Genomic DNA, 21381 nt, shown 5'->3' on the forward strand with positions numbered 1-21381 from the left:
ATGGAACATAATATTAATAAACATATTTCTGGGCGTTTTAACCAAGAACTAGAAAATGTACGTAATCATGTATTAAGTATGGGTGGCTTAGTTGAGCAGCAGTTAAATAGTGCGCTTGATGCGGTGAGTCGTAACGATGCAGAGCTTGCTCAAAAGGTACGTCAGAACGATTATAAAGTGAATGCAATGGAAGTAAGCATTGATGAAGAGTGTACGCGTATTATTGCTCGTCGTCAGCCTGCAGCAAGTGACCTGCGTTTAGTGATTGCAATTGCTAAAACAATCGCTGATTTAGAGCGTATTGGCGATGAAGCTGAGCGAATTGCTAAAGTTGCACTAGACTCATTTACCAAAGATCAGCAAGATTTATTAGTAAATATTGAAAATATGGGCCGCCAGGTTTTAAAAATGCTACACGACGTACTAGATGCATTTGCGCGTATGGATGTGCAACGTGCATTTCAAGTACATAAAGAAGATGCAAAAGTTGACCGCGAATATGAAGCCATCACACGTCAAATAATGACTTACATGATGGAAGATCCACGCTCAATACCTAAAATCATGGACTTAGTCTGGTCTGTTCGCTCATTAGAGCGTATTGGTGATCGCTGTCAGAACATTGCTGAATACATTATTTATTTTGTTAATGGCAAAGATATTCGCCATACATCTCAAGAAGATATAGAAAAATCACTATGATTTTTTACCCATCATGCTTTTCTATTAAAGCGGCTTAGTGTCGCTTTGTGTATTGCAAGCTTTAGTGAAGTAATAAAAAGCGTTCACAATCTTGGTTAATACTGTAAAATTCATGCTGCAAAGCATATCAATTTGATTAAAGGGTCAGTTATGCCTACAAACGCGTTTTTAGGAGTATTTGCAAAATCTCCTATCAAACCAATGGAAGAACACATCAAGAAGGTTCATCAAGCAAGTAAAGCTTTGATACCTTTTTTTAATCACGTATTTAAAGAAGAGTGGGTACAAGCAGAAGAGCTTCGCATCACTATTCGCAATTTAGAACGTGAAGCTGATGATATGAAAAGAGATATACGTTTACAATTACCGCGTGGTTTATTCATGCCGGTAGAGCGTACAGATCTTCTCGAACTAGTAACTCAACAAGATAAAATTGCCAATAAAGCAAAAGATATTGCAGGGCGAGTGATTGGTCGTGAAATGACCATTCCAAAAGTTATGCAAGCTGATTTCTTAGCTTACTTAACCCGTTGTGTAGATGCGACTAAACAAGCATCTAAAGCAATTAACGAATTAGAAGAATTGCTAGAAACGGGTTTTAAAGGTCGAGAAGTCACCTTAGTAGAAAAAATGTTAGTTGAATTGGATGCCATAGAACAAGACACGGACGAAATGCAGATAAAAGTACGCCGCCAGCTACGTGATGTAGAGGGTGAGTTAAATCCAATTGATGTTATGTTTTTGTACAAAATCATTGAATGGGTTGGCGAGCTTGCAGATATTGCAGAGCGCGTAGGATCACGTCTTGAGCTGATGTTAGCTCGTTAATTTAAAATCAGTTCAAACACGAAAGATTAAGGTTTTACAATGGATATCATTGCATCTTACGGCACGGTATTAATTTTAATTGCCGCAGCAGTCGGCTTTTTTATGGCTTATGGTATTGGCGCGAACGACGTAGCGAACGCCATGGGCACATCTGTAGGTTCAAAAGCGCTAACAATCAAACAAGCTATTTTTATAGCGATGATTTTTGAATTTGCAGGCGCTTACTTAGCAGGTGGTGAGGTTACATCAACAATTCGTAAAGGAATTATCGATGCCGCACCATTTGCAGACATTCCTGAACTTATGGTTCTGGGTATGATTTCGTCTTTATTTGCAGCGGGTGCTTGGTTATTAATGGCCTCGTTCTTGGGTTGGCCAGTATCAACGACTCACTCAATCATTGGTGCAATCATTGGTTTTGCGTTAGTTGCTGTTGGTACTGAGGCGATTCAATGGGATAAAGTAGGTGGTATTGTTGGTAGTTGGATTATAACGCCCGCCATATCAGGCTTTATTGCATACTTAATATTTATGAGTGCACAAAAACTTATTTTTAATACAGATGCACCACTAAAAAATGCTAAACGCTATGTACCACTTTATATGGGTTTAGCAGGTTTTATAATGGCCTTGGTTACAATTAAAAAAGGCTTAAAGCATGTTGGTGTTGATTTAGGTGCAGCCGAAGGGTACGCCTTAGCAATAGCTGTAGCAGTTGTCGTTGCTATAATTGGTAAAATTGCTATTTCTCGTTTAAATATCGATCCAAAAGCAGATAAACAAATGCAATTCAACAATGTTGAAAAAGTGTTTGCTGTTCTTATGGTATTAACAGCATGTTGTATGGCCTTTGCACATGGTTCTAACGATGTTGCTAATGCAATCGGTCCACTAGCTGCTGTTGTAAACATTGTTGAAAACAATGGTGAAATTGCTAAAAAAGCGGCTATTGCTTGGTGGATTCTACCTCTAGGTGGTTTTGGTATTGTTGCGGGTCTTGCTATTTTGGGCAAAAAAGTAATTAAAACGATTGGTGAAGGCATTACACATTTAACGCCTAGCCGTGGTTTTGCTGCTGAACTAGCCGCTGCTTCTACCGTTGTTATTGCATCAGGTACTGGTATGCCAATCTCTACTACTCAAACCTTAGTGGGTGCGGTATTAGGTGTAGGTATGGCACGTGGAATTGGTGCACTTAACATGGGTGTTATCAGAAACATTGTAGTTTCTTGGGTAATTACATTGCCAGTTGGCGCTGCCCTTGCTATTGTTATTTTCTACGTACTAAGAACCGCATTTGGGGTTTAACAAAAAAGTACTCAAAGACTTTTAGCTTGAAAAGATCTCAATGCCCTAGGTGTTGGGGTCTTTTTATTTGTGGAAAGAAAAAATGACCAATCTTCCAAGTATCAAACAGCTACAGTATTTATTAGCTGTTCATCAACATCAGCACTTTGGCAGAGCTGCCAGTGCCTGTTTTATAGGGCAATCTACTTTAAGCAGTGCTATTCAAAATCTTGAAGAAACGTTGGGTTGCCAGCTTATTGAACGCGAAAATCGCAGCCTTATGTTTACCAGTATTGGTGAAGAAGTTGTTGAGCGCTCTCGTAAAATAATTAACGATACAATTAGTTTAAAAGAGCTCACTAAAAGCTTTTTAACACCGCTGAGTGGTAAATTAACAGTGGGTGTTATACCTACAATTGCTAGCTTTATAGCGGCTCCTCTGTATCACTTTTGTAAAGAAACCTTTTGTGATTTAGAGTTGGTATTAATAGAAGATACGAGTGATAAGCTACTGGATAAACTTGAGCATGGGCATATTGATTTAGCGCTACTTGCACTGCCATACGAAACCGATAAATTTCATACACAAGTATTGGCAAAAGATCAGTTTAGTTTAGTGCACCATAAGGACTACAGCGCTGCAAAGGGCGTAGTCGACTTTAATCTATTACCAGAGGCTAGCGTATTCTTACTCGAGCGTGAGCACTGTATGACAGGCCATGCGCTTAGTGCATGTCATTTAAACCGTGCTAGTTGTATTAACCCATTTGAAGCAGCAAGCTTGCATACATTATTGAGTATGGTTGAGCATCAGCTCGGGGTGACTTTTTTACCACAAATGGCGATTAACGCCGGAATTTTAGATAATAAAAATATGGTGGCAACACCATCACAAAGCGATGCATATAGAGATATTGGCATATTGTGGCGGAAAACTACGGGGCGGATCCGCGACTTTAAGTTATTTAGTCAACAGCTTGAGATATTTTTAAAGCGCCAATGTAGTTTAGATTTTTCTAAATAAGAATAGGAAATGAATGAAAGCAGCTTATAAAGGCTGCTTTTGATTTTTAAGATGGCTTTCAAAAGGCTCAAGTTCGGGTAAAAATAGTAAATAAATCCATACCACTAAGTTAAAGTAAGGCACGCAGCCTAATACAGTAAAAACCTTAACTGGGTAGCCTTTAATATTTGCGTAACGATAACACTGATACGCGATTGCAAAATGTATAATCAGTAATAACATAACTAGCTGTGTCATACCTTTCTCCTTAAAAGCTTAAATAGCTTTGAAACCCACTATAAATATCAGTACTATGCCGCCAAAAGGTAATGTCATGTTTTTAAAGTGAAATGCATTAAAATGCACGACATTTCTTATTTGATACTGAAAGTATAGGCAAGAAAGGTAATATTGGTAGTAACAAATTGTTTAATTTTGTTTATTTTGGGCTAGCTTGTTGTTGGTAAAACGTTTTATTTTTTGAAATTTTTTCAAGTTCATCTTTTACTTTTTCAACAGGTACTGGGCGTGCAATAAAGTAGCCTTGTCCATAATCAACACCTATCTCTTTTAGTGCAAAAAATATCTCTTCGTTTTCGACGTACTCAGCTACAGAACGCTTATCGAGAGACCGACTAATATCATTTATTGCTTTTACTAACGCTAAGTCTATAGGGTCATTAAGCATGTCGCTTACAAATGAGCCATCAATTTTTACATGCTGTGCTGGAAGCTGCTTTAAATAGTTAAATGTACTAAAGCCAGTTCCAAAATCGTCAATAGAAAAATGACAGCCTAAGCTATTAAGCTTCTCGATCATTTTACGAGTCGCTTTTAAATTGTTAATACTTGCTGATTCAGTTATTTCAAAAATTATCCGCGAAGGGGGCACGTTATACTTTTCAAGATTTGATTCAATTAATGGCAGTAAGCGTTCATCTAAAAATGATTGTGCTGACAAATTGATAGCAACTTGGTTTAACTCTGGGTGCTTAGACACACAAGCAATGGCATTACGTATAACGCATTGATCCATCAAAAATGTGTCGTTAAGCATCTCTAAAGAGGGAATAAATTGATTTGGGTATACAAGTTCACCTTTGAGTTTTAAGCGTAAGAGCGCTTCAAAATAAGCAACTTTACACTCTTTAAAATCCCAAATAGGTTGGTAATGCAGTTCAATATTATCTTGCTGCAGTGCTTGTCGAATTTCGTGACCCCATTCAAGCCCAGTTTGAAGCGTATTGTTTTGAGCGTCCTCTTTTGAGTAGCAATGTACTAAGTTACGCCCTAAATTTTTGGCAATATACAAAGCAATATCGGCTTGTTTTAAACATTCATTAGGATCATTGTTTTGTGTCGTAATTTGAGTTAAACCGATAGAGCAGCTAATTGTGTATATCTGATCTTCTGATTTAAAAGCATGTTTTTCTATTGCGCTGCACACACCTTCAGCAATAAGGTGTGCATCCAGTAAATTCATATCGGTAAGTATGACTGCAAACTCATCGCCGCCTATTCGGCACACCAAATGGTCTTCGCCAATATTTGCTTTAAATAATTGCGCCACTTCTTTTAATACTATGTCACCTTGGTGGTGACCTTTGCTGTCGTTTATTATTTTAAAGTGATCGAGGTCAATATAAATAACAGCATGCTCTATGCCATCATACGTGTATTTATCTTGGCATATTTTATTAAGCTGTTGATCAAAGTAATAACGGTTATGTAAACCAGTTAATGGGTCATGGTGTGCTAAATGACGTAGTTGGATCTCTGCTTGTTTACGTTCGTGTATGTTGTCGATAGTGGCGGTTATGGTCGCGTTATTACGACTATTTTTGATTAGCTGTAATCTGCATTCGACCCAAATTAAATTGCCATTTTTATGGGTGAGCTTTACTTCTATTTGTTGCTGTTGCTCGCCACCATGTAAAATGTCATTAATAGTATAATTTAGTCTTCCTTTATCTTCGTTATTACAATAAGCGCTTAGTGGGGTTTGTAGTGATGATTTAACACCAAAACCGCTTAATGTCTCCCATGCAGGGTTAATAAAACGAATATGCCCTTGCTGATCAAGCTCTAAAACAACCGTATTTAAATGCAATAAAATACGCTGATGAGCCGAAAATAACTCTTTGTAACGCACTTCGCTCACGCTTAGCTGCTCTACTTTGTAAGCAAACTCAGCATAACTCACCATAAAATCTTCACGTCGTGCGGCGTGGTCACACACTTTATTTAAAAATGAAGGGTCGTATGGGGCTCTAATAAAATCGGTAACACCAGACAGCAAAAGCTGCTCAGCGTAATCAGCATCATCACTTTCTATAATCGTAACAATAGCTTGTTTAGAATTGTGCTGTAGGATTTCTTCAACGAGTACACTCGAGCTCTCTGCACTTGATGTAGTGGCATCGAGTAGCACAATTGAAAACTGCTGTTGATTGTAAGCGTTTAGTGCTGCTTTAGCTGAGGTAACGTGAGTAATAGCAAAGTTTAACTTTAACTGTTCACTTATTTTGTCGGCCGTATTTTGAAGTGGCTCTAATAGCAATAAATTTAGCCGGCTACTTTTTTCTAAGTGCGTAGATAAAACATTCGCAAGCACCTGAGGAAGCATGTCTTTATGTTCAAACGGCAGTACAGCATCTATCCCGTAGCTTCGGGCTGTTGTTTCGGCAATACGCTCACAGTAAATTGGCGGAATAAGTAAAATTGGGGTGTTTTTTGGTGTTTTTAATAATCCTGAGCGGATCATCCTCGAAAAGCGCCAGCCGTCAATTTTTCCAACATTAATGCCCGTTATTATAATATCAACAGGGTGTTGTTTTAAAAGCTTTAAAGCTTGTTGGCTATCTTGCGCATCAATAAAGGTAAATACATTTAAGCTATCTAAAGTGCCTTTAATCGCGCGACGTTCAGCACTACTTGCGTTTAATATTAGCAATTTAAGCTGGTTTGGCACGTGTTGAACACCCCTAATATAACTTATAATAATTCAGCCGAACAAGAATAGTGACATTTAACCATAAGAACAAGAAAATTTAATGAGAAACACGCAAACAAGACATTATAAGTTTGGCTGATTTCTTGAGCTTAATACCCGATACATATACACTTGGCGCGATTTTAAATGATGTGGATTACTAATTATGCGCGTGGCTGACTTTAGCTTTGACTTACCTGATGAATTAATAGCTCGTTTTCCTAAAGCGGACAGAACTAGCAGCCGTTTACTTACTTTAGATGGCCCAAGCGGAACTCTAGAACATAAAGTGTTTAGCGACATACTTGATTTAGTAAACGAAGGCGATTTGTTAGTCTTTAACAATACACGCGTTATTCCAGCACGTATGTTTGGTCAAAAAACCTCTGGCGGCAAAGTTGAAGTGCTTGTAGAGCGATTGCTAGATGAACATCGCGTACTTGCGCACGTACGCGCGAGCAAGTCGCTTAAGGTTGGTAACGAAGTTATTCTTGAAGGCAAAGCCAAGGCAATAATGGTTGCACGCCACGATACATTATTTGAGCTTGAGTTTGATCATAGCCAAAACGTGCTAGATATACTTAATGATATTGGTCATATGCCACTGCCTCCTTATCTTGACCGACCTGATACCGAAGCTGATCGCGAACGTTACCAAACTGTTTATGGAGAAAAGCCAGGTGCAGTTGCTGCGCCAACAGCGGGCTTACATTTTGACGATAAGTTAATGACGGCACTAAAAGATAAAGGTGTAAACATGGCTTTTGTTACTTTGCACGTTGGCGCCGGTACTTTTCAGCCAGTACGAGTGGATAGTGTTGATGAGCATGTAATGCACTCCGAGTACATTGAAGTACCCGATGATGTAGTTGCTGCCGTTGCACAAACCAAAGCAAGTGGCGGGCGCGTAATTGCGGTTGGCACAACATCAGTACGCTCATTAGAGTCGGCAGCTAAAGTTCACGGCGGCAAATTAGATACGTATTTTGGTGATACCGATATATTTATTTTTCCGGGTTACCAATTTAATGTTGTTGATGCCATGGTCACTAATTTTCACTTACCAGAATCAACGCTTATAATGCTAGTCAGCGCTTTTAGCGGACAAGACAATATTATGGGTGCATACAATACGGCAATTGAACAAAAATACCGATTTTTTAGTTACGGTGATGCGATGTTTTTAACACGTAAGTAACCATTTATTATTTAATACTCAGTAAAAAATACTAAAAACCCCAGCAACGAAGCTGGGGTTTTTGTTTAGCATAATAAGCAAACCTGAATTTATCGCAGCTAATAGTATTAATGAGGCAAAAAGGGTAGAATCGAGCGGTTAAATTATAGCTTGTTGGACTGTTTTTCTGACATTGAGGATGATATGAAATTTGAATTAGATTGTACTGACGGAAAAGCGCGCCGCGGCCGCTTGATTTTTGACCGTGGTGTAATAGAAACACCTGCATTTATGCCTGTTGGTACCTATGGTACTGTAAAAGGTATGACGCCAGATGAAGTAAAAGCCACTGGTGCGCAAATATGTTTAGGTAATACCTTTCATTTAATGCTTCGCCCAGGTACTGAAATCATTAAGCAACATGGTGATTTACACGACTTTATGAATTGGGATTTTCCAATTTTAACAGACTCAGGCGGTTTTCAAGTCTTTAGCTTAGGCGCAATGCGTAAAATCACTGAAGAAGGCGTGTTATTTCAATCTCCAGTAAATGGTGATGAAATCATGATGTCGCCTGAAAAGTCGATGGAAGTACAGCGCGACTTAGGCTCAGACATCGTTATGATTTTTGACGAGTGTACGCCATATCCAGCAACTGAAAAAGAAGCTAAAGATTCTATGGAGTTATCTCTTCGTTGGGCTAAGCGCTCAAAAGAAGGGCATGGCAACAATCCATCTGCTTTGTTTGGTATTATTCAAGGTGGTATGTACCCAGAATTACGTGCACAATCGCAAGCAGGCTTAGAAGAAATTGGCTTTGATGGCTATGCATTAGGTGGTCTATCAGTAGGCGAGCCTAAAAACGAAATGATGAATATTCTTGATCATTGTGCGTTTAAAATGCCAGAAGACAAACCACGCTACCTTATGGGTGTAGGCAAGCCAGAGGATTTAGTTGAGTCTGTTCGCCGTGGTATTGATATGTTTGACTGTGTTATGCCAACACGTAATGCGCGTAACGGCCATTTATTCATTACCACGGGTGTAGTTAAAATACGTAACGCAGTACATAAAACAGACACAGGGCCACTTGACCCTGAGTGTGATTGTCATACGTGTGGAAACTATTCACGAGCTTATTTGCATCACCTTGATAAATGTAACGAAATTTTAGGTGCGCGACTAAACACAATTCATAACTTACGTTACTATCAACGTGTTATGGAAGGTTTACGTAATGCAATTAGCGAAGGTAAATTAGAAGAATTTGTACAAGATTTTTATGCTCGCCGAGGCCAAGACGTGCCAGAGCTAGTAGATATAAAAAATTAAACTTTAAAATTAAAGAGGAAGTATCATGAGTTTATTTATTTCAAATGCACACGCAGCAGCTGGTCAACCTGCGGCAAGCGGTGGTTGGGAAATGCTAATAATGTTAGCTATTTTCGGTTTGGTTTTTTACTTTTTAATCTACCGCCCGCAAGCTAAGCGCGTTAAAGAGCACAAAAGCTTAATGAGTATGATGGCTAAAGGCGATGAAGTACTTACCCAAGGTGGTTTAGTGGGTAAAATTGTGAAGATTTCTGAAGAGAAAGATTTCATCGTTATCTCTTTAAACGAGCAGGCAGAAGTAACAGTACAAAAATCTGCAGTATCTGCAGTATTGCCAAAAGGCACAATGAAGTCGCTATAAAAATAATAAGGACGACCCCGTGTTAAACAAGTTTCCAGTTTGGAAGTATTTACTTGTTTTAGCTGTGGTAGCCATTGGCCTTTTATATGCCTCTCCAAACTTGTATGGTCGCGATCCGGCTATACAAGTTTCAGGTGCTAAAGGCGCTGATGTCGATCTCAGTGTTGTAGACAAAGTAAACGCAATCCTTGAAAAAAATAATGTAACCGCTAAATCGACAATACTTGAAGATGGGCAAATTTTAGTTCGTTTAAAAAATGTTGAAGAACAGCTTAAAGCGCATGACTTACTGCGTGATTCGCTGAGCGACGATTACATTTCTGCTATTAATATGGCACCTGCTCAACCAGCTTGGTTAAAAGCGGTTGGTGGTAACCCTATGAAGCTAGGTCTTGATTTAAGTGGTGGCGTACATTTCACCATGGAAATCGACATGGCAACAGCGGTTGATAACCAGCTTGAGCAAATGGAACAAGATTTTCGTAGCGACCTGCGCGAAGAAAAACTACGTTACCGTAGTGTTCGCCGCGTAGCAGGCTCCGATCGTATGCGTGTAGAAATGCGTACTGAAGAAGACAAAAATGCAGCAGAGAGCTTCTTAGAAACTCGCTACCCGCTAAATGTCTACATTGATGACAGCAGTAACGATAAAGCATTTTTTGCGACAATGAGTGAGCAAAAACTCAAAGAAATTCGTGACTACGCTATCAAGCAAAATGAAACGATTATTCGTAACCGTATCAACCAAATTGGTGTTGCAGAACCTAACGTACAACGCCAAGGCGCTGAGCGTATTATTGTTCAACTACCAGGTATTCAAGACACAGCACGCGCTAAAGAAATTTTAGGCGCAACAGCAACACTTGAATTTCGCGAAGTAGACGAAAACGCTGATATTAGCGCAGCTGCTCAAGGTCGTATCCCTGCGGGTACTGAAATGATCATGAGCCGCGACGGTTACCCTGTTGTACTTAAAAAGCGTATTATTCTAGAAGGCAGCCATATAACTGGCGCGCAATCTGGCGCTGATGAATATCAACGCCCGCAAGTGAGTATTACGCTAGATAGCAAAGGTGGGGCAAAAATGAATGCCTTTACCAAGCGTGCTATTGGTAAGCGTATGGCAACGGTATTTATTGAATACAAGCCATCAGGTAAAAAAGATGCAGACGGTAAAGCGCTTCCGCCTATTAAGGTTGAAGAAGTTATTAACGTAGCAACAATTCAAGCACGTCTTGATCGCTCGTTCCGTATTACAGGTATCGATAACCCAGCTGAAGCACATAACTTAAGTTTGCTACTTCGTGCAGGTGCGCTTGTAGCACCAATTCAAATTGTTGAAGAGCGCACTGTAGGTCCAAGCTTAGGTCAAGAAAATATTGAAGCGGGTATGACTGCGGTTGCACTTGGTTTTGCGTTTGTACTTGTGTTTATGCTTGTGTACTACAAAGGCTTTGGTATGGTTGCAAACCTTGCGCTTGCGGCTAACTTAGTACTGATTGTTGGTGTTATGTCTTTAATTCCAGGCGCGACACTGACGCTACCTGGTATTGCAGGTATTGTATTAACCGTAGGTATGGCAGTTGATGCTAACGTACTTATTTTTGAACGTATTCGTGAAGAGCTGGCCGATGGCCGCAGCCCTCAACAAGCGATTCATTTCGGTTACGATAGCGCATTTAGCACTATATTTGATGCTAACATCACCACGTTAATCGCTGCCATTATACTGTTTGCAGTAGGCACAGGTCCGATTGCGGGCTTTGCAGTGACACTTGCGATTGGTATTTTAACTTCAATGTTTACAGCCATTGTTGGTACCCGTGCGGTAATCAACTTATTTGTTGGTGGTAAACGTATTGATAAACTTTCGATTTAAGGAGCTGACATGCAAATTTTAAGTTTGGGTAGTAGAACCCTTCGTTTCATGTCTCTTCGTAAAGTGGCTATGGGTTTTTCGACGTTATTAATTTTAGCGTCGTTTGCATCAGTTTTTGTTAAAGGTCTAAATTTTGGTTTAGATTTTACCGGCGGTACTGCGGTAGAAGTTGGTTTTTCACAGCCAGCAGACCTTAAAAAAGTACGTGCTGCGCTAGCTGATAATGGTTTTGCTGATGCATCAGTACAACTATTTGGTTCAAGCCAAGAGATTTTAGTTCGCTTAGCACCGCGCGGTAGTGATGTTAAAGCTGAAGTAATTGGTAACCAAGTAATCGATGCGCTTAAAAAAGCTGATGACAGCGTAGTAATGCGCCGTATTGAGTTTGTGGGCCCAAGTGTAGGTGAAGACTTAAAAGAGCAGGGTGGCCTTGCCATGTTAACTGCACTTATTTGTATCTTAATCTACGTTGCATTTCGTTTTGAATGGCGCTTTGCTGTGGGTGCGGTAGGTGCACTACTACACGATGTTATTATTACTGTGGGTTTATTTTCGATATTAGGTTTAGAGTTTGATTTAACTATATTAGCGGCAATTCTTGCGGTAATAGGTTATTCACTTAACGATACGATTGTTGTATCTGACCGTATACGTGAAAACTTCCGTAAAGTGCGCATTGACGATACTGTAGAAATTATTGATATTTCACTTACACAAACACTTAACCGTACACTTGTAACATCAATCACGACTATTTTAGTATTGATTGCTTTGTTTGCATGGGGCGGACAAACCATTCATGGCTTTGCAACTGCATTGCTGTTTGGTGTGTTTATTGGTACTTATTCTTCGATTTATGTTGCGAGCTCTGTTGCTATAGCAATGGGCGTAAGCAAAGAAGACTTAATACCTGAAGTAATTGAAAAAGAAGGTGCAGACCTAGACGCAATGCCGTAGTAGAGTCTCATTAAATAAAAACCGCTCCTATGAGCGGTTTTTTTATACCTGCAATTTATTAATTGTTCAGGCGTCTAAGTTTTCATTAGCGGATGTAACAGTGCAAGCTTACGAAAACAGTGCTAACTTTGTAGTGTGAATCGGTAGGACCTTTTTGCAATAATATATAAATCGCCATAGGTTAAGTCACCGGCCACTGAGGCTAAAATAAGCCAAGTGTTATCGCTCTATTATCTATTTATTCATGTGCTCAAGGGATGCTTTAGAAGTGTTTAGCCTTTCAGTCAATAATAGGTAATTTAAACAAAGCAGGTAATTATTATGTTACCAATAAAAGTTTCTATCAGTGTATTTAGTTTGTTTATAAGTTTTGCACTCATGGCGCAAGAGCAAATAATTAATGTTGCTCAAAAGCAAGATACCCAAAACGCACGAGAAGAGTACCTCAATGAGTTATTAGTACGCGCACTTGAAAGTGTTAACTACCCCGGTGTTATCCGAATGACCCCCATATCAGAACTGCAAAAGCGTAAGTTAATAAACCTAGATGATAACGAATTAGATATGTATTGGAGTATGAGCAGTCCAGAGCGAGAGGCGCTTGCTTTGGCGATAAAAATACCACTATTTAAAGGCTATATAGGTAAGCGAGCTTTATTAACTAATAAGCAAAACTTGGCGCGCTTTAAAAAGGTAAAAAATATTGAGCAGCTAGCTACGTTTTCGGCTGTACAAGGGCACAACTGGCCAGATACAAGAATAATGTCCTATAACGGATTACATGTAAGGCCGCTTACTAACTACCAAGCGATGTTCACTTTAACGAGCCGTGGTCGAATAGATTACTTTCCTCGCTCGTTTATTGAGGTTAACTCTGAACTTATTGAAAACAAACAAAGTAATTTAGTAATCGTGCCTAATTTATACATAAGTTATCCAACCGGTATTTATTACTTTGTGACTAAGAGTAAACCTGAATTAGCAAAGGCTGTTGAAGAGGGATTAATAATGATGCAGGAAAGCGGTGAGTTTGACGCATTATTTAATGAATACTTCGCAAAGGATTTAAATACACTACCTTATACAAAAGGCAAAACGATAGAGATTAAGCTCGATAACCCTTATTTTTAGGCACAAAAAAAGGAGCCTGAGCTCCTTTTTAGCATGCTATTAATAGCATCAAATTAGCGAAGTAACGACTCAGTTAGTACTGGACGAATTTCACGAATAATTGCTTGAGTCAATTTTGGTGAACCACAGATAATATTGCCGCTGTGGTTATAGTTATTACCACCAGCGAAATCTACAACCATACCGCCCGCTTCTTTAACCATAAGTTCGCCTGCAGCAGAGTTCCAAGGTTTTAAACCAATTTCAAAAAATCCATCAACACGGCCAGCTGCAACGTATGCCATATCTAAAGCAGAACAACCTGCGCGGCGAATGTCTGCAGTGTGTACAAATAATGCTTTAAACGCTTCAGTGTATGCATCCATGTGGTTTTTGTTTTTGAAAGGGAAACCAGTAGCAAGTACAGTGCCTGCAAGAACCGTAGTTTTGCTAACACGTAGACGTTTGCTGTTTAACTGAGTGCCTTGACCGCGAGATGCAGTGAAAAGCTCACCACGAATTGGATCATAAATAACAGCTTGGTCTAAACGACCTTTAACTTTAAGTGCGATAGAAACCGCGTAATGAGGGATACCTTTGATGAAGTTAGTTGTTCCATCGATAGGATCTACAATCCATTGGTAATCATCATCCTTGCCTTTATGCTCACCTAATTCTTCACCAACAATAGAGTGAGTAGGGTAAGACTGTAAAATAGTGTCACGAATTACGGCTTCGGCTTCTTTATCAATGTTAGTTACTAAGTCGTTAGCGCCTTTTTGTTGCACTTCAACTTTTGATAAATCTTCACTTGCGCGAAGTAAAATTTTGCCTGCGTTGCGCGCAGCGCGAACCGCAATGTTTAACATTGGATGCATGGTATTACCTTTGGGTTGTAAAAGAACGTTTATATATTTCAGCCGGCGTATTTTAGCGACTTTTGACATAAAGTAAACAATAAACCCCAAATACTTATGTTTGTTTTTTATACAAGATTGAAAAGTGTCTATATTTTTAAAAAATAATAATGAGCAATTAATAAGTCATTATGTTCCTTTGTGTGTTAATTAAATTTAATTAATTTTAAATAACGCTTTACCTAAAGTTAGCTTGAGGTTTTATCGTGATCCTAACTTAATTGATAGGACAACATTATGTATTTAGAGCACGTAAACTTAGTCGCGAGTGATATAGGCAGCATGCTTAAATTTTATCGCGCTGTATTTCCACATTGGTCGATTAGAAGTGAGGGCAGAGGCGATTGGCATGGAAAACCAAGACGCTGGGTACACTTTGGAGATGACACGCATTACATTGCGATAAGCGACCATGGTGAGGGTGAAAACAGAAACTTATCGGGCCATCAAATTGGTTTTGCACACTTTGCTTATGTAACTAATAATTTAAGCGCAGTAGTAATGCGCTTAAATAAAGTGGGTTTTACAGTAGGCAAGCAAGGTAGCGAGAATCCTTTCAGAAAGAATGTTTACTTTATTGATCCCGCCGGGTTTGAGGTGGAATTTGTAGAGTATTTAAGTGACATACCAAGCGAGCGAAATAACGATTTATAATAAAATACCAAGCAGCACGCTAAAGTGCTGCTACTCAATTATAGTTAGCGGCTATTATTACCCGTGCCAAACTGGGTTTTTAGCTCATTTGCAAAGCTCATAAATTTTTCTTTAATTGTGCGCTTTATTTTTACTTCAACCGATCCCATAACTGCCTTTCCTTCAATATGAATAGTAGGACCTTGGCGTTTGTTAAGCGACACCGATTTATTTTCAAGACTACTTAAAATACAAAACATTTTAGACACTACATTTACATGCTCTGGTACGTAAATCTCATCGCTACCAAAAATACAGTTAACGTGAATAGTTACATTTTGATGCGCAAAAATGGCATCAGTAAAATCAAGTACCACCGATCCCATAAAGTTACTTAAATATATATTTTTTGGCACGACCCACTGACCGCTTCGTTCGTTAGAGCCTAAAATACTACGTAATGTAAAATCATCATCACTGTTTTGCTGTGCACTATAATGTGGTTTAAATTGCGATTGTTTTTCTGCTTTATATTGCTGATCGGTATTAAGTGTTAAGTCTTCTACTAAGGCTAAAAGAGCGTCGTTATTAGGTGCATCCATCGCGCTATCGAGTCGTCTCTCAAATGCATCAACAGAAATAACCCCATGACTGTAATTATAAATTAATTGATCAATTACTTGTTCGCGTACTTGCTCTATTGGGCGGTCTTCAACTTTTACAGACATGGGGCATTCCTTATTATATTTACTATTGATACTGCTCTTGATGTTTATATGCAAAGCACGCACCAAATATAATCACCCTAATTATCAGTAGGTTAATTTATAATGATGTTTTTTATTTTGTTATATTAACGATAGATTAACCAAAAATGCAATTATCTAGCTATTTTCACTATTTGAGAAAGTTTTACCGAGTAGCCTGTAAATAGTTACACAACTATAGATAATGCCTCACTCCAAAATAAACTCAACCCATTGAAATCTAAGTATAAATAAAGTTGGCCCAAAGCTCGCATTAGTTAAAGTGTCTTTAATCAAAAGGAGAAAGATTATGAAAACATTTAACAAGTCTATTATCGCAGCTCTAGTTCTTGGTACTACGGCTATGGGTGCCCAAGCAAACAGCTGGGAAAACGAAAGTAAAGATGCTTGGATTGATGGTAAGGCAGAAACAGTTCTACTTATGAACACTAATCTAAACAACTTTGACATTAACACTGATGTAAAAAATGGCAAAGTAGTACTTACAGGTAAAGTTAATAGCGAGCTTGATAAAGAGCTAGCAGAAGAACTTGTACTTAGCCTAGATGGTGTATCTGATGTTGATAACAGCCTTACTGTTGTTAAAAGCATGGATACCAAAGATAAAAGCAATGACATGATGGACGATGATGATAACGACCTAACGGACGCTAAAATCACCACTGTAATCACAACTCGCTTCCTGTTTGACTCAGAAGTTGGTGGTACAGACATCGATGTTGATACCGACAATGGTATTGTAACTCTGAACGGTTCAGTAGAGTCTGAAGCTGAAAAACAACTAGCAGTTAAAATTGCTAAAAATGCTGAAGATGTTCGTGACGTAGTTGATAAACTAGCTATTGTTGCTGAATAATACAGTATAGTTAAGGCCCACTAACACTGGGCTTTACGCCTTTTTAATGCTTAATTTAAATGGAGTTTAGTCATGGATATTATTCGTATAATACTTTCGGTTTTATTACCGCCATTAGGTGTGTTTTTGCAAGTTGGCTTAGGTATGCATTTTTGGTTAAATATTTTATTAACACTGCTAGGTTATTTCCCAGGTTTAATACATGCAATCTACATTATTGCGAAAAAATAATGACAGATTATATATTGTGTAAGCCGACTACTGAGGCCTAATGATACAAGTGCCCCAGTACTGTTCGGCTCACAATATTAGTTTTTAAAGTAAATATTTTTTATCAAAATCTAATTTTTAATTTACTCAAACTAAGTGATTTATTTCTTGTAACTCACTCCCAAAATTCCCTCAGCCAAAGCATTGTTTACTTCAATTAAGCTTTCTAACTAACTGCAGTGTTCTGATTCTGTATTGATGCCAGTTAGGAAATCTTTAACATTAGTTTGTTTATATATCTACAATACGCGATTAATTACTCTATTATTTAGTGACAATATTACCATCACTTCTAGTGTTATCATTACACCAAGCTTTTACGCATATTGAGGTAGCTAATTGAATATTCGACTTATACTGTCAGGCGTTGTGTCATTCGTTTTTTATTTTAGCTGGGCCTACTGGGCGAACAGTTCGGCAGATATTGCTAAATCGGTCACGCTTCAAGCTGCATTAGTACAAGGTTTGTATAGTGGATTTGTAACGCTGTTTTTTACTTTTATTTTAGAAAAGGTCGTCAACAAGTATAAGTCTAGTTATGTAACGCTTGCGTTTGTAACTCCAATTATTTGTATGTTTCATTCTAAAACACCACAAAACGTAGCAATACGACAAAGCTTCAATAATGCAATTAACTCTAGCGCCTCGTATTTAGGTAACAAAAAAATAGCAGGTGTACTTTTTGCGCCTATTATTCCGATTACTGTTCAATCGAGCTTAGTGATTATGGTGAATGTAATTAATCAGACACCTAATTTGGCACTTACAGTAGCCCCAAGCATATTTTTTACAGCCTTGTATGCCTACACATATATGTTAGCTTTACTTAAAAAAGTAGAGCGTTAAATATAAAAGACTACATGTGGGAGGAAGGTTTTTATAATTTAATGCAGAGAATATCATGGGAAATATCTTGTATTTTATGTTTATACCCACCTAAAAGATTACTATTTAAGCAGTTAGCTTACTGATTGTTAAAATAAAGGTGTTTGGTAGTGACAAGCACCTAAAAAGTTTTTATACTGCAACCCGCTTTAGTCGCTCTGTGACTGAACGCTTCAAAAATTAACTGCCTAGCAGTTATATAAAAGTTGGCCCCTTAGCTCAGTTGGTTAGAGCACACGACTCATAATCGTTAGGTCCCCAGTTCGAGTCTGGGAGGGGCCACCACTTTTACAAGCTTTCCAAGTAAATACCTACTAACAGAAATTACCCTGTGCTACCTCTGTGCTACTTTCCAGTATAATTATATTTAAAGTATTTAAGCAAGATTTAAGTATAGAGCTCCTATTATTCATATGGCTCCGTTTAATGGGAGATTTAGTCTTCCATATCAATTATTAAAATTTTGTTTATATGTATATCTAGAAATTTACCAAATGAACACCCTAAGAATGCTCTTATTAAACCAGTTCAATTAGCTCACCTTTGATGGTAATCTCAGTATGCATCTATATTTATTAAAATGGACATCGTCTTGGAAAAGATAATAGCGACAGAGATTGAACCTCAAGGTATCGATAACGAATTACTTAGTTTTCTCGAAAGTAACAAAGACAGTCTTAATATTGAAGACGCTATTCTTTATTATGGATTTCCTGTTTTCAAGGATTATGAGGATCACTCTGTAAAATCTAAAATAGCCCTCCTATCGAAAAATCATGGAATAGTGCTTATTTCTACTACAACAGCTTCATCTGTTGAAGGTGATGATGAAAATTTAAGTCAGGTCTATAATTTCATAGAGGCTGCTATTAAAAAAAGCAAGATGCTGAGAATTAATAAGAGAAAACTTGCTGTTGATATCGAAAGCTATTTATTCTGTAGTCAGGATGTTGAATTCGAAGGTGATAGTGAAATACTAACTTCTTTGACTGGAATAAATGACGTACTTTCAGATCTTCATCTTGAAGAGCCTATTTCAGAAGAACATTTTAGTGAAGTTAGATCAATAATAGAAGGTGCTAAGGCACTTAGTAAGTCAATTAAGCGTAATAAGATTTCAGAAGATCCGAGATCAAAGTTAAACATCTTAATAAAGTTAGAAAACGAAATTGCTAACTTTGATATTGAGCAAAGGAAAATAGCTATTAGCTTAATTAATGGCCCTCAAAGAATTAGAGGTTTAGCGGGGTCTGGTAAAACGATTGTACTTGCTATGAAAGTTGCCCATATACACTTACAACATCCGGCCAAAAAGATACTATTTACTTTTTATACAAAAAGTTTGTATGGATTAATAGTAGAAATGATCGGTAAATTTTATCGTCACTTTGCTGGCTCAGAGCCTAATTGGGAGATGATAGATATTCACCATGCATGGGGGGGAAAGTCTATTGATGGTGTCTGTTATAATGCGTGTATAGATAATGATATAAACCCTCTTTCTTTCCCTCAGGCTAAAGCCCTTAACAGTCAAGATCCATTTAATGAAGTCTGTAAGCATGTTCTATTACGGCCAGTAAAAAGTAAATATGATTACATATTAATAGATGAAGCACAGGATTTACCGAATAGTTTTTTCAAATTATGTTTTGAATTATCAAAAGGTGATGAAGCTAAGTTTAAGAATATTATATGGGGTTATGATGAATTGCAGTCTATTTTTAACGTTTATCAAAGAACTCCTGAGGAACTGTTTGGGCATGATGAAAGTGGTCAACCAAAAATAGATCTTAAAGAGCTAAGTAAAAGTTTAGGGTTTGGGCAAACAAATGACCTAATACTATATAAATGCTACAGAAACCCTTTAGAAGTTCTCATCACTGCGCATGCATTAGGCTTTGGATTATATAGCCAGTCGCCAGTACAAACACTTGAGAATGAAGCTCATTGGAATGATGTTGGTTATCGCTTAGAAGATGGATTCGACTTAACAGTTGGAGATGAAACCGTTATTACAAGAGATAGGCAAAACAGTCCGTTATCAATTTATGAACAGCAAACTCCTGATGAGCTAATAGAGTTATATCAAGCAAGTGACCTTAAAAAAGAATGTATGTGGATTGCGAACAGTATTGAGAGCTCAATTAATCAAGGTCTCAAGCCTCATGACATTATGGTAATTTCAATGGATGATAGAAATGCGAAGGCATACTTTTCAGAGTTATCCAAAATACTTTCTTTTAGGGGGATACGTTCGAATAATTTGCTTACATCTTCCTCAGCTGCTCCACCTTTCAAGTTAGAAGATATGGTTACCTTCACTACAGTTCATAGAGCTAAAGGTAATGAATCAATAGAGGTATACGCAATTGGTCTTGATGCTCTTTTCCCTATACGAAATACTCGGAGTGGTAGAAATAAAATATTCACCGCATTTACTAGAACTAAGGCTTGGTTAAAAGTTAGTGGGATAGGTAGTAGAGTTGAAGGATTCTTTTCTGAAATTAAGCAAAGCATAGCCAATAGTCCGAGTTTACGGTTCACAGTTCCTGATACTGAAAAGATAAAAAGGGACCATGATGAAAAACCTCAGCAAATATTAAAAATCCAAGAGGCTTATAGTGAGCTAATAGAGCAAGGCTATACAAAAGAGCAGTTGCAAATAGAATTTGGATTTGATTTCAAAGGTGCAGTTTCCGATGATTCGTCAAAGCTTTAATCAAAGCATTAAGGCGACTATCGCTTTAGCTGATAAATATGGGTTATTGCTGCAAGCCGGTGCCAGTAACTCTTTTACTGCTCCTGCAGAAGTAAAGCATATGACCCGTCGGGCTAAATCTTATAAGGAGGTCTATGATGCTATTGTTTCTTATCAATCATTCAATTTAATGCTAACCGATAAAGCAGTGTTTCAGTTTACGGAAACAGAGCCTGAACGTGACGTGAGATTAGCTTATTATCCAAATCCATATAGATTTACTGGGTATCTATCAGAGCGTAGAGATGCTTTGGAGTTACTCCAAAATGATGAAATTTCTGAAATCGAATATGAACAGCTCACATCAGAGGCTGATTTTATGAGTGATATTCCAGTAATTCGCTACGATTTATCTTTAGATCAACACTGTAAATTTTATCATCCAGCTGCTCATTTTCATATTGGGTTTCATGCTGAAAATCGATGGCCTGTAGATCGGATCTTAACTCCGAAAGCATTTTTCTTTAAAACTTTGTGTAATTATTATCCAGATAAATGGAAAGAGCCAGAAAATTATGTAGGAAATAAACTTGAAAACCCTTTAGATAGATTATATCGATTAGAACTGAGTAAAAACTGCCCTTCAATTTCGGTTAATAGTCCCGATCATTTTGCTCAAATCGAGGCTGAAAGGTTGCACTTTAAATAGATTATATTTTTGTGCTGC

Annotated in this window: 20 protein-coding genes and 1 tRNA gene; 17 read left to right on the forward strand and 4 right to left on the reverse strand. The window is 38.0% G+C overall.

Annotated features, from left to right (window positions below):
• The 4 genes from phoU to QL995_RS09545 all read left to right on the forward strand — a co-directional run bounded on the left by phoU (position 1) and on the right by QL995_RS09545 (position 3841).
• A complete protein-coding gene (phoU, locus tag QL995_RS09530; protein ID WP_007586465.1) occupies positions 1-702 on the forward strand; it encodes a phosphate signaling complex protein PhoU in 702 nt (233 codons plus the stop codon).
• Positions 703-852: 150 nt separating this feature from the next.
• The gene (locus QL995_RS09535) at positions 853-1530 is read left to right on the forward strand and encodes a TIGR00153 family protein (RefSeq protein WP_002957838.1); all 678 of its coding nucleotides are present in this window, start codon (positions 853-855) and stop codon (positions 1528-1530) included.
• A gap of 39 nt (positions 1531-1569) precedes the next feature.
• A complete protein-coding gene (locus QL995_RS09540; RefSeq protein WP_007586466.1) occupies positions 1570-2838 on the forward strand; it encodes an inorganic phosphate transporter in 1269 nt (422 codons plus the stop codon).
• Positions 2839-2920: 82 nt separating this feature from the next.
• On the forward strand, positions 2921-3841 hold the full coding sequence (locus QL995_RS09545; protein WP_007586467.1) for a hydrogen peroxide-inducible genes activator: 921 nt from the start codon (positions 2921-2923) through the stop codon (positions 3839-3841).
• Positions 3842-3865: 24 nt separating this feature from the next.
• Here QL995_RS09545 and QL995_RS09550 read toward each other — a convergent pair whose 3' ends face one another.
• Together QL995_RS09550 and QL995_RS09555 are read right to left on the reverse strand one after the other, a co-directional pair.
• Positions 3866-4078: a hypothetical protein gene (locus QL995_RS09550; RefSeq protein WP_024592496.1), complete on the reverse strand. Its 213-nt coding sequence runs from the start codon at positions 4076-4078 to the stop codon at positions 3866-3868.
• Between the two features lie 181 nt (positions 4079-4259).
• Positions 4260-6791: a GGDEF domain-containing protein gene (locus QL995_RS09555; protein ID WP_290294053.1), complete on the reverse strand. Its 2532-nt coding sequence runs from the start codon at positions 6789-6791 to the stop codon at positions 4260-4262.
• Positions 6792-6978: 187 nt separating this feature from the next.
• Between QL995_RS09555 and queA the strand changes: the two genes are divergently transcribed.
• The 6 genes from queA to QL995_RS09585 all read left to right on the forward strand — a co-directional run bounded on the left by queA (position 6979) and on the right by QL995_RS09585 (position 13649).
• Positions 6979-8010, forward strand: a complete 1032-nt coding sequence (gene queA, locus QL995_RS09560) for a tRNA preQ1(34) S-adenosylmethionine ribosyltransferase-isomerase QueA (protein WP_290294054.1) — start codon at positions 6979-6981, stop codon at positions 8008-8010.
• 183 nt (positions 8011-8193) lie between these two features.
• A complete protein-coding gene (tgt, locus tag QL995_RS09565) occupies positions 8194-9321 on the forward strand; it encodes a tRNA guanosine(34) transglycosylase Tgt (RefSeq protein ID WP_290294056.1) in 1128 nt (375 codons plus the stop codon).
• 25 nt (positions 9322-9346) lie between these two features.
• Positions 9347-9682 carry a preprotein translocase subunit YajC gene (gene yajC, locus QL995_RS09570; RefSeq protein ID WP_007586472.1) on the forward strand — a complete coding sequence of 112 codons (336 nt, stop codon included), beginning with the start codon at positions 9347-9349 and terminating at the stop codon, positions 9680-9682.
• A 19-nt stretch (positions 9683-9701) separates the two neighbouring features.
• Positions 9702-11561, forward strand: a complete 1860-nt coding sequence (secD, locus tag QL995_RS09575; RefSeq protein ID WP_007586473.1) for a protein translocase subunit SecD — start codon at positions 9702-9704, stop codon at positions 11559-11561.
• Between the two features lie 9 nt (positions 11562-11570).
• Positions 11571-12518 (forward strand): protein translocase subunit SecF, encoded by a 948-nt coding sequence (gene secF / locus QL995_RS09580; RefSeq protein ID WP_007586474.1) that lies wholly within the window; start codon positions 11571-11573, stop codon positions 12516-12518.
• Positions 12519-12839: 321 nt separating this feature from the next.
• Positions 12840-13649, forward strand: a complete 810-nt coding sequence (locus QL995_RS09585) for a transporter substrate-binding domain-containing protein (RefSeq protein ID WP_290294057.1) — start codon at positions 12840-12842, stop codon at positions 13647-13649.
• 53 nt (positions 13650-13702) lie between these two features.
• On the opposite strand, the gene suhB is transcribed toward QL995_RS09585, so the two are convergent.
• On the reverse strand, positions 13703-14506 hold the full coding sequence (gene suhB, locus QL995_RS09590; protein WP_002957826.1) for an inositol-1-monophosphatase: 804 nt from the start codon (positions 14504-14506) through the stop codon (positions 13703-13705).
• Positions 14507-14782: 276 nt separating this feature from the next.
• Here suhB and QL995_RS09595 point away from each other — a divergent pair, with 276 nt between their 5' ends.
• A complete protein-coding gene (locus tag QL995_RS09595) occupies positions 14783-15199 on the forward strand; it encodes a VOC family protein (RefSeq protein ID WP_010553381.1) in 417 nt (138 codons plus the stop codon).
• Positions 15200-15243: 44 nt separating this feature from the next.
• On the opposite strand, the gene QL995_RS09600 is transcribed toward QL995_RS09595, so the two are convergent.
• Positions 15244-15906 (reverse strand): LiaF domain-containing protein, encoded by a 663-nt coding sequence (locus tag QL995_RS09600; RefSeq protein ID WP_010553380.1) that lies wholly within the window; start codon positions 15904-15906, stop codon positions 15244-15246.
• A 328-nt stretch (positions 15907-16234) separates the two neighbouring features.
• Between QL995_RS09600 and QL995_RS09605 the strand changes: the two genes are divergently transcribed.
• The 6 genes from QL995_RS09605 (at position 16235) to QL995_RS09630 (ending at position 21363) form a co-directional block, all read left to right on the forward strand.
• Positions 16235-16801, forward strand: a complete 567-nt coding sequence (locus tag QL995_RS09605) for a BON domain-containing protein (protein ID WP_007586486.1) — start codon at positions 16235-16237, stop codon at positions 16799-16801.
• A gap of 72 nt (positions 16802-16873) precedes the next feature.
• Positions 16874-17032: a YqaE/Pmp3 family membrane protein gene (locus QL995_RS09610; protein WP_002957822.1), complete on the forward strand. Its 159-nt coding sequence runs from the start codon at positions 16874-16876 to the stop codon at positions 17030-17032.
• Between the two features lie 378 nt (positions 17033-17410).
• The gene (locus tag QL995_RS09615) at positions 17411-17917 is read left to right on the forward strand and encodes a hypothetical protein (RefSeq protein ID WP_010553379.1); all 507 of its coding nucleotides are present in this window, start codon (positions 17411-17413) and stop codon (positions 17915-17917) included.
• Between the two features lie 247 nt (positions 17918-18164).
• Positions 18165-18241 (forward strand) — tRNA-Ile (locus QL995_RS09620).
• 307 nt (positions 18242-18548) lie between these two features.
• Complete coding sequence (locus QL995_RS09625; RefSeq protein ID WP_290294058.1) at positions 18549-20675, forward strand: ATP-binding domain-containing protein; 2127 nt, start codon at positions 18549-18551, stop codon at positions 20673-20675.
• Positions 20656-21363 (forward strand): DUF2290 domain-containing protein, encoded by a 708-nt coding sequence (locus QL995_RS09630; protein WP_182768338.1) that lies wholly within the window; start codon positions 20656-20658, stop codon positions 21361-21363. Before QL995_RS09625 ends, QL995_RS09630 begins: the two co-directional genes overlap by 20 nt.
• The last annotated feature ends 18 nt before the right edge of the window (positions 21364-21381 follow it).

The sequence above is a fragment of the Pseudoalteromonas sp. APC 3358 genome (genome assembly GCF_030408075.1).
GTDB classification, from domain to species: Bacteria; Pseudomonadota; Gammaproteobacteria; order Enterobacterales; family Alteromonadaceae; genus Pseudoalteromonas; species Pseudoalteromonas arctica.

Excerpts from the sequence above, each read along its gene's own strand:
- QL995_RS09605 (WP_007586486.1), top strand. The coding sequence starts at position 16,235 with ATGAAAACATTTAACAAGTCTATTATCGCAGCTCTAGTTCTTGGTACT.
- QL995_RS09550 (WP_024592496.1), bottom strand. The coding sequence starts at position 4,078 with ATGACACAGCTAGTTATGTTATTACTGATTATACATTTTGCAATCGCG.
- secF (WP_007586474.1), top strand. The coding sequence starts at position 11,571 with ATGCAAATTTTAAGTTTGGGTAGTAGAACCCTTCGTTTCATGTCTCTT.
- QL995_RS09600 (WP_010553380.1), bottom strand. The coding sequence starts at position 15,906 with ATGTCTGTAAAAGTTGAAGACCGCCCAATAGAGCAAGTACGCGAACAA.
- QL995_RS09585 (WP_290294057.1), top strand. The coding sequence starts at position 12,840 with ATGTTACCAATAAAAGTTTCTATCAGTGTATTTAGTTTGTTTATAAGT.
- queA (WP_290294054.1), top strand. The coding sequence starts at position 6,979 with ATGCGCGTGGCTGACTTTAGCTTTGACTTACCTGATGAATTAATAGCT.
- QL995_RS09610 (WP_002957822.1), top strand. The coding sequence starts at position 16,874 with ATGGATATTATTCGTATAATACTTTCGGTTTTATTACCGCCATTAGGT.
- suhB (WP_002957826.1), bottom strand. The coding sequence starts at position 14,506 with ATGCATCCAATGTTAAACATTGCGGTTCGCGCTGCGCGCAACGCAGGC.
- QL995_RS09630 (WP_182768338.1), top strand. The coding sequence starts at position 20,656 with ATGATTCGTCAAAGCTTTAATCAAAGCATTAAGGCGACTATCGCTTTA.
- yajC (WP_007586472.1), top strand. The coding sequence starts at position 9,347 with ATGAGTTTATTTATTTCAAATGCACACGCAGCAGCTGGTCAACCTGCG.
- phoU (WP_007586465.1), top strand. The coding sequence starts at position 1 with ATGGAACATAATATTAATAAACATATTTCTGGGCGTTTTAACCAAGAA.
- QL995_RS09545 (WP_007586467.1), top strand. The coding sequence starts at position 2,921 with ATGACCAATCTTCCAAGTATCAAACAGCTACAGTATTTATTAGCTGTT.
- QL995_RS09535 (WP_002957838.1), top strand. The coding sequence starts at position 853 with ATGCCTACAAACGCGTTTTTAGGAGTATTTGCAAAATCTCCTATCAAA.
- tgt (WP_290294056.1), top strand. The coding sequence starts at position 8,194 with ATGAAATTTGAATTAGATTGTACTGACGGAAAAGCGCGCCGCGGCCGC.
- QL995_RS09595 (WP_010553381.1), top strand. The coding sequence starts at position 14,783 with ATGTATTTAGAGCACGTAAACTTAGTCGCGAGTGATATAGGCAGCATG.
- QL995_RS09540 (WP_007586466.1), top strand. The coding sequence starts at position 1,570 with ATGGATATCATTGCATCTTACGGCACGGTATTAATTTTAATTGCCGCA.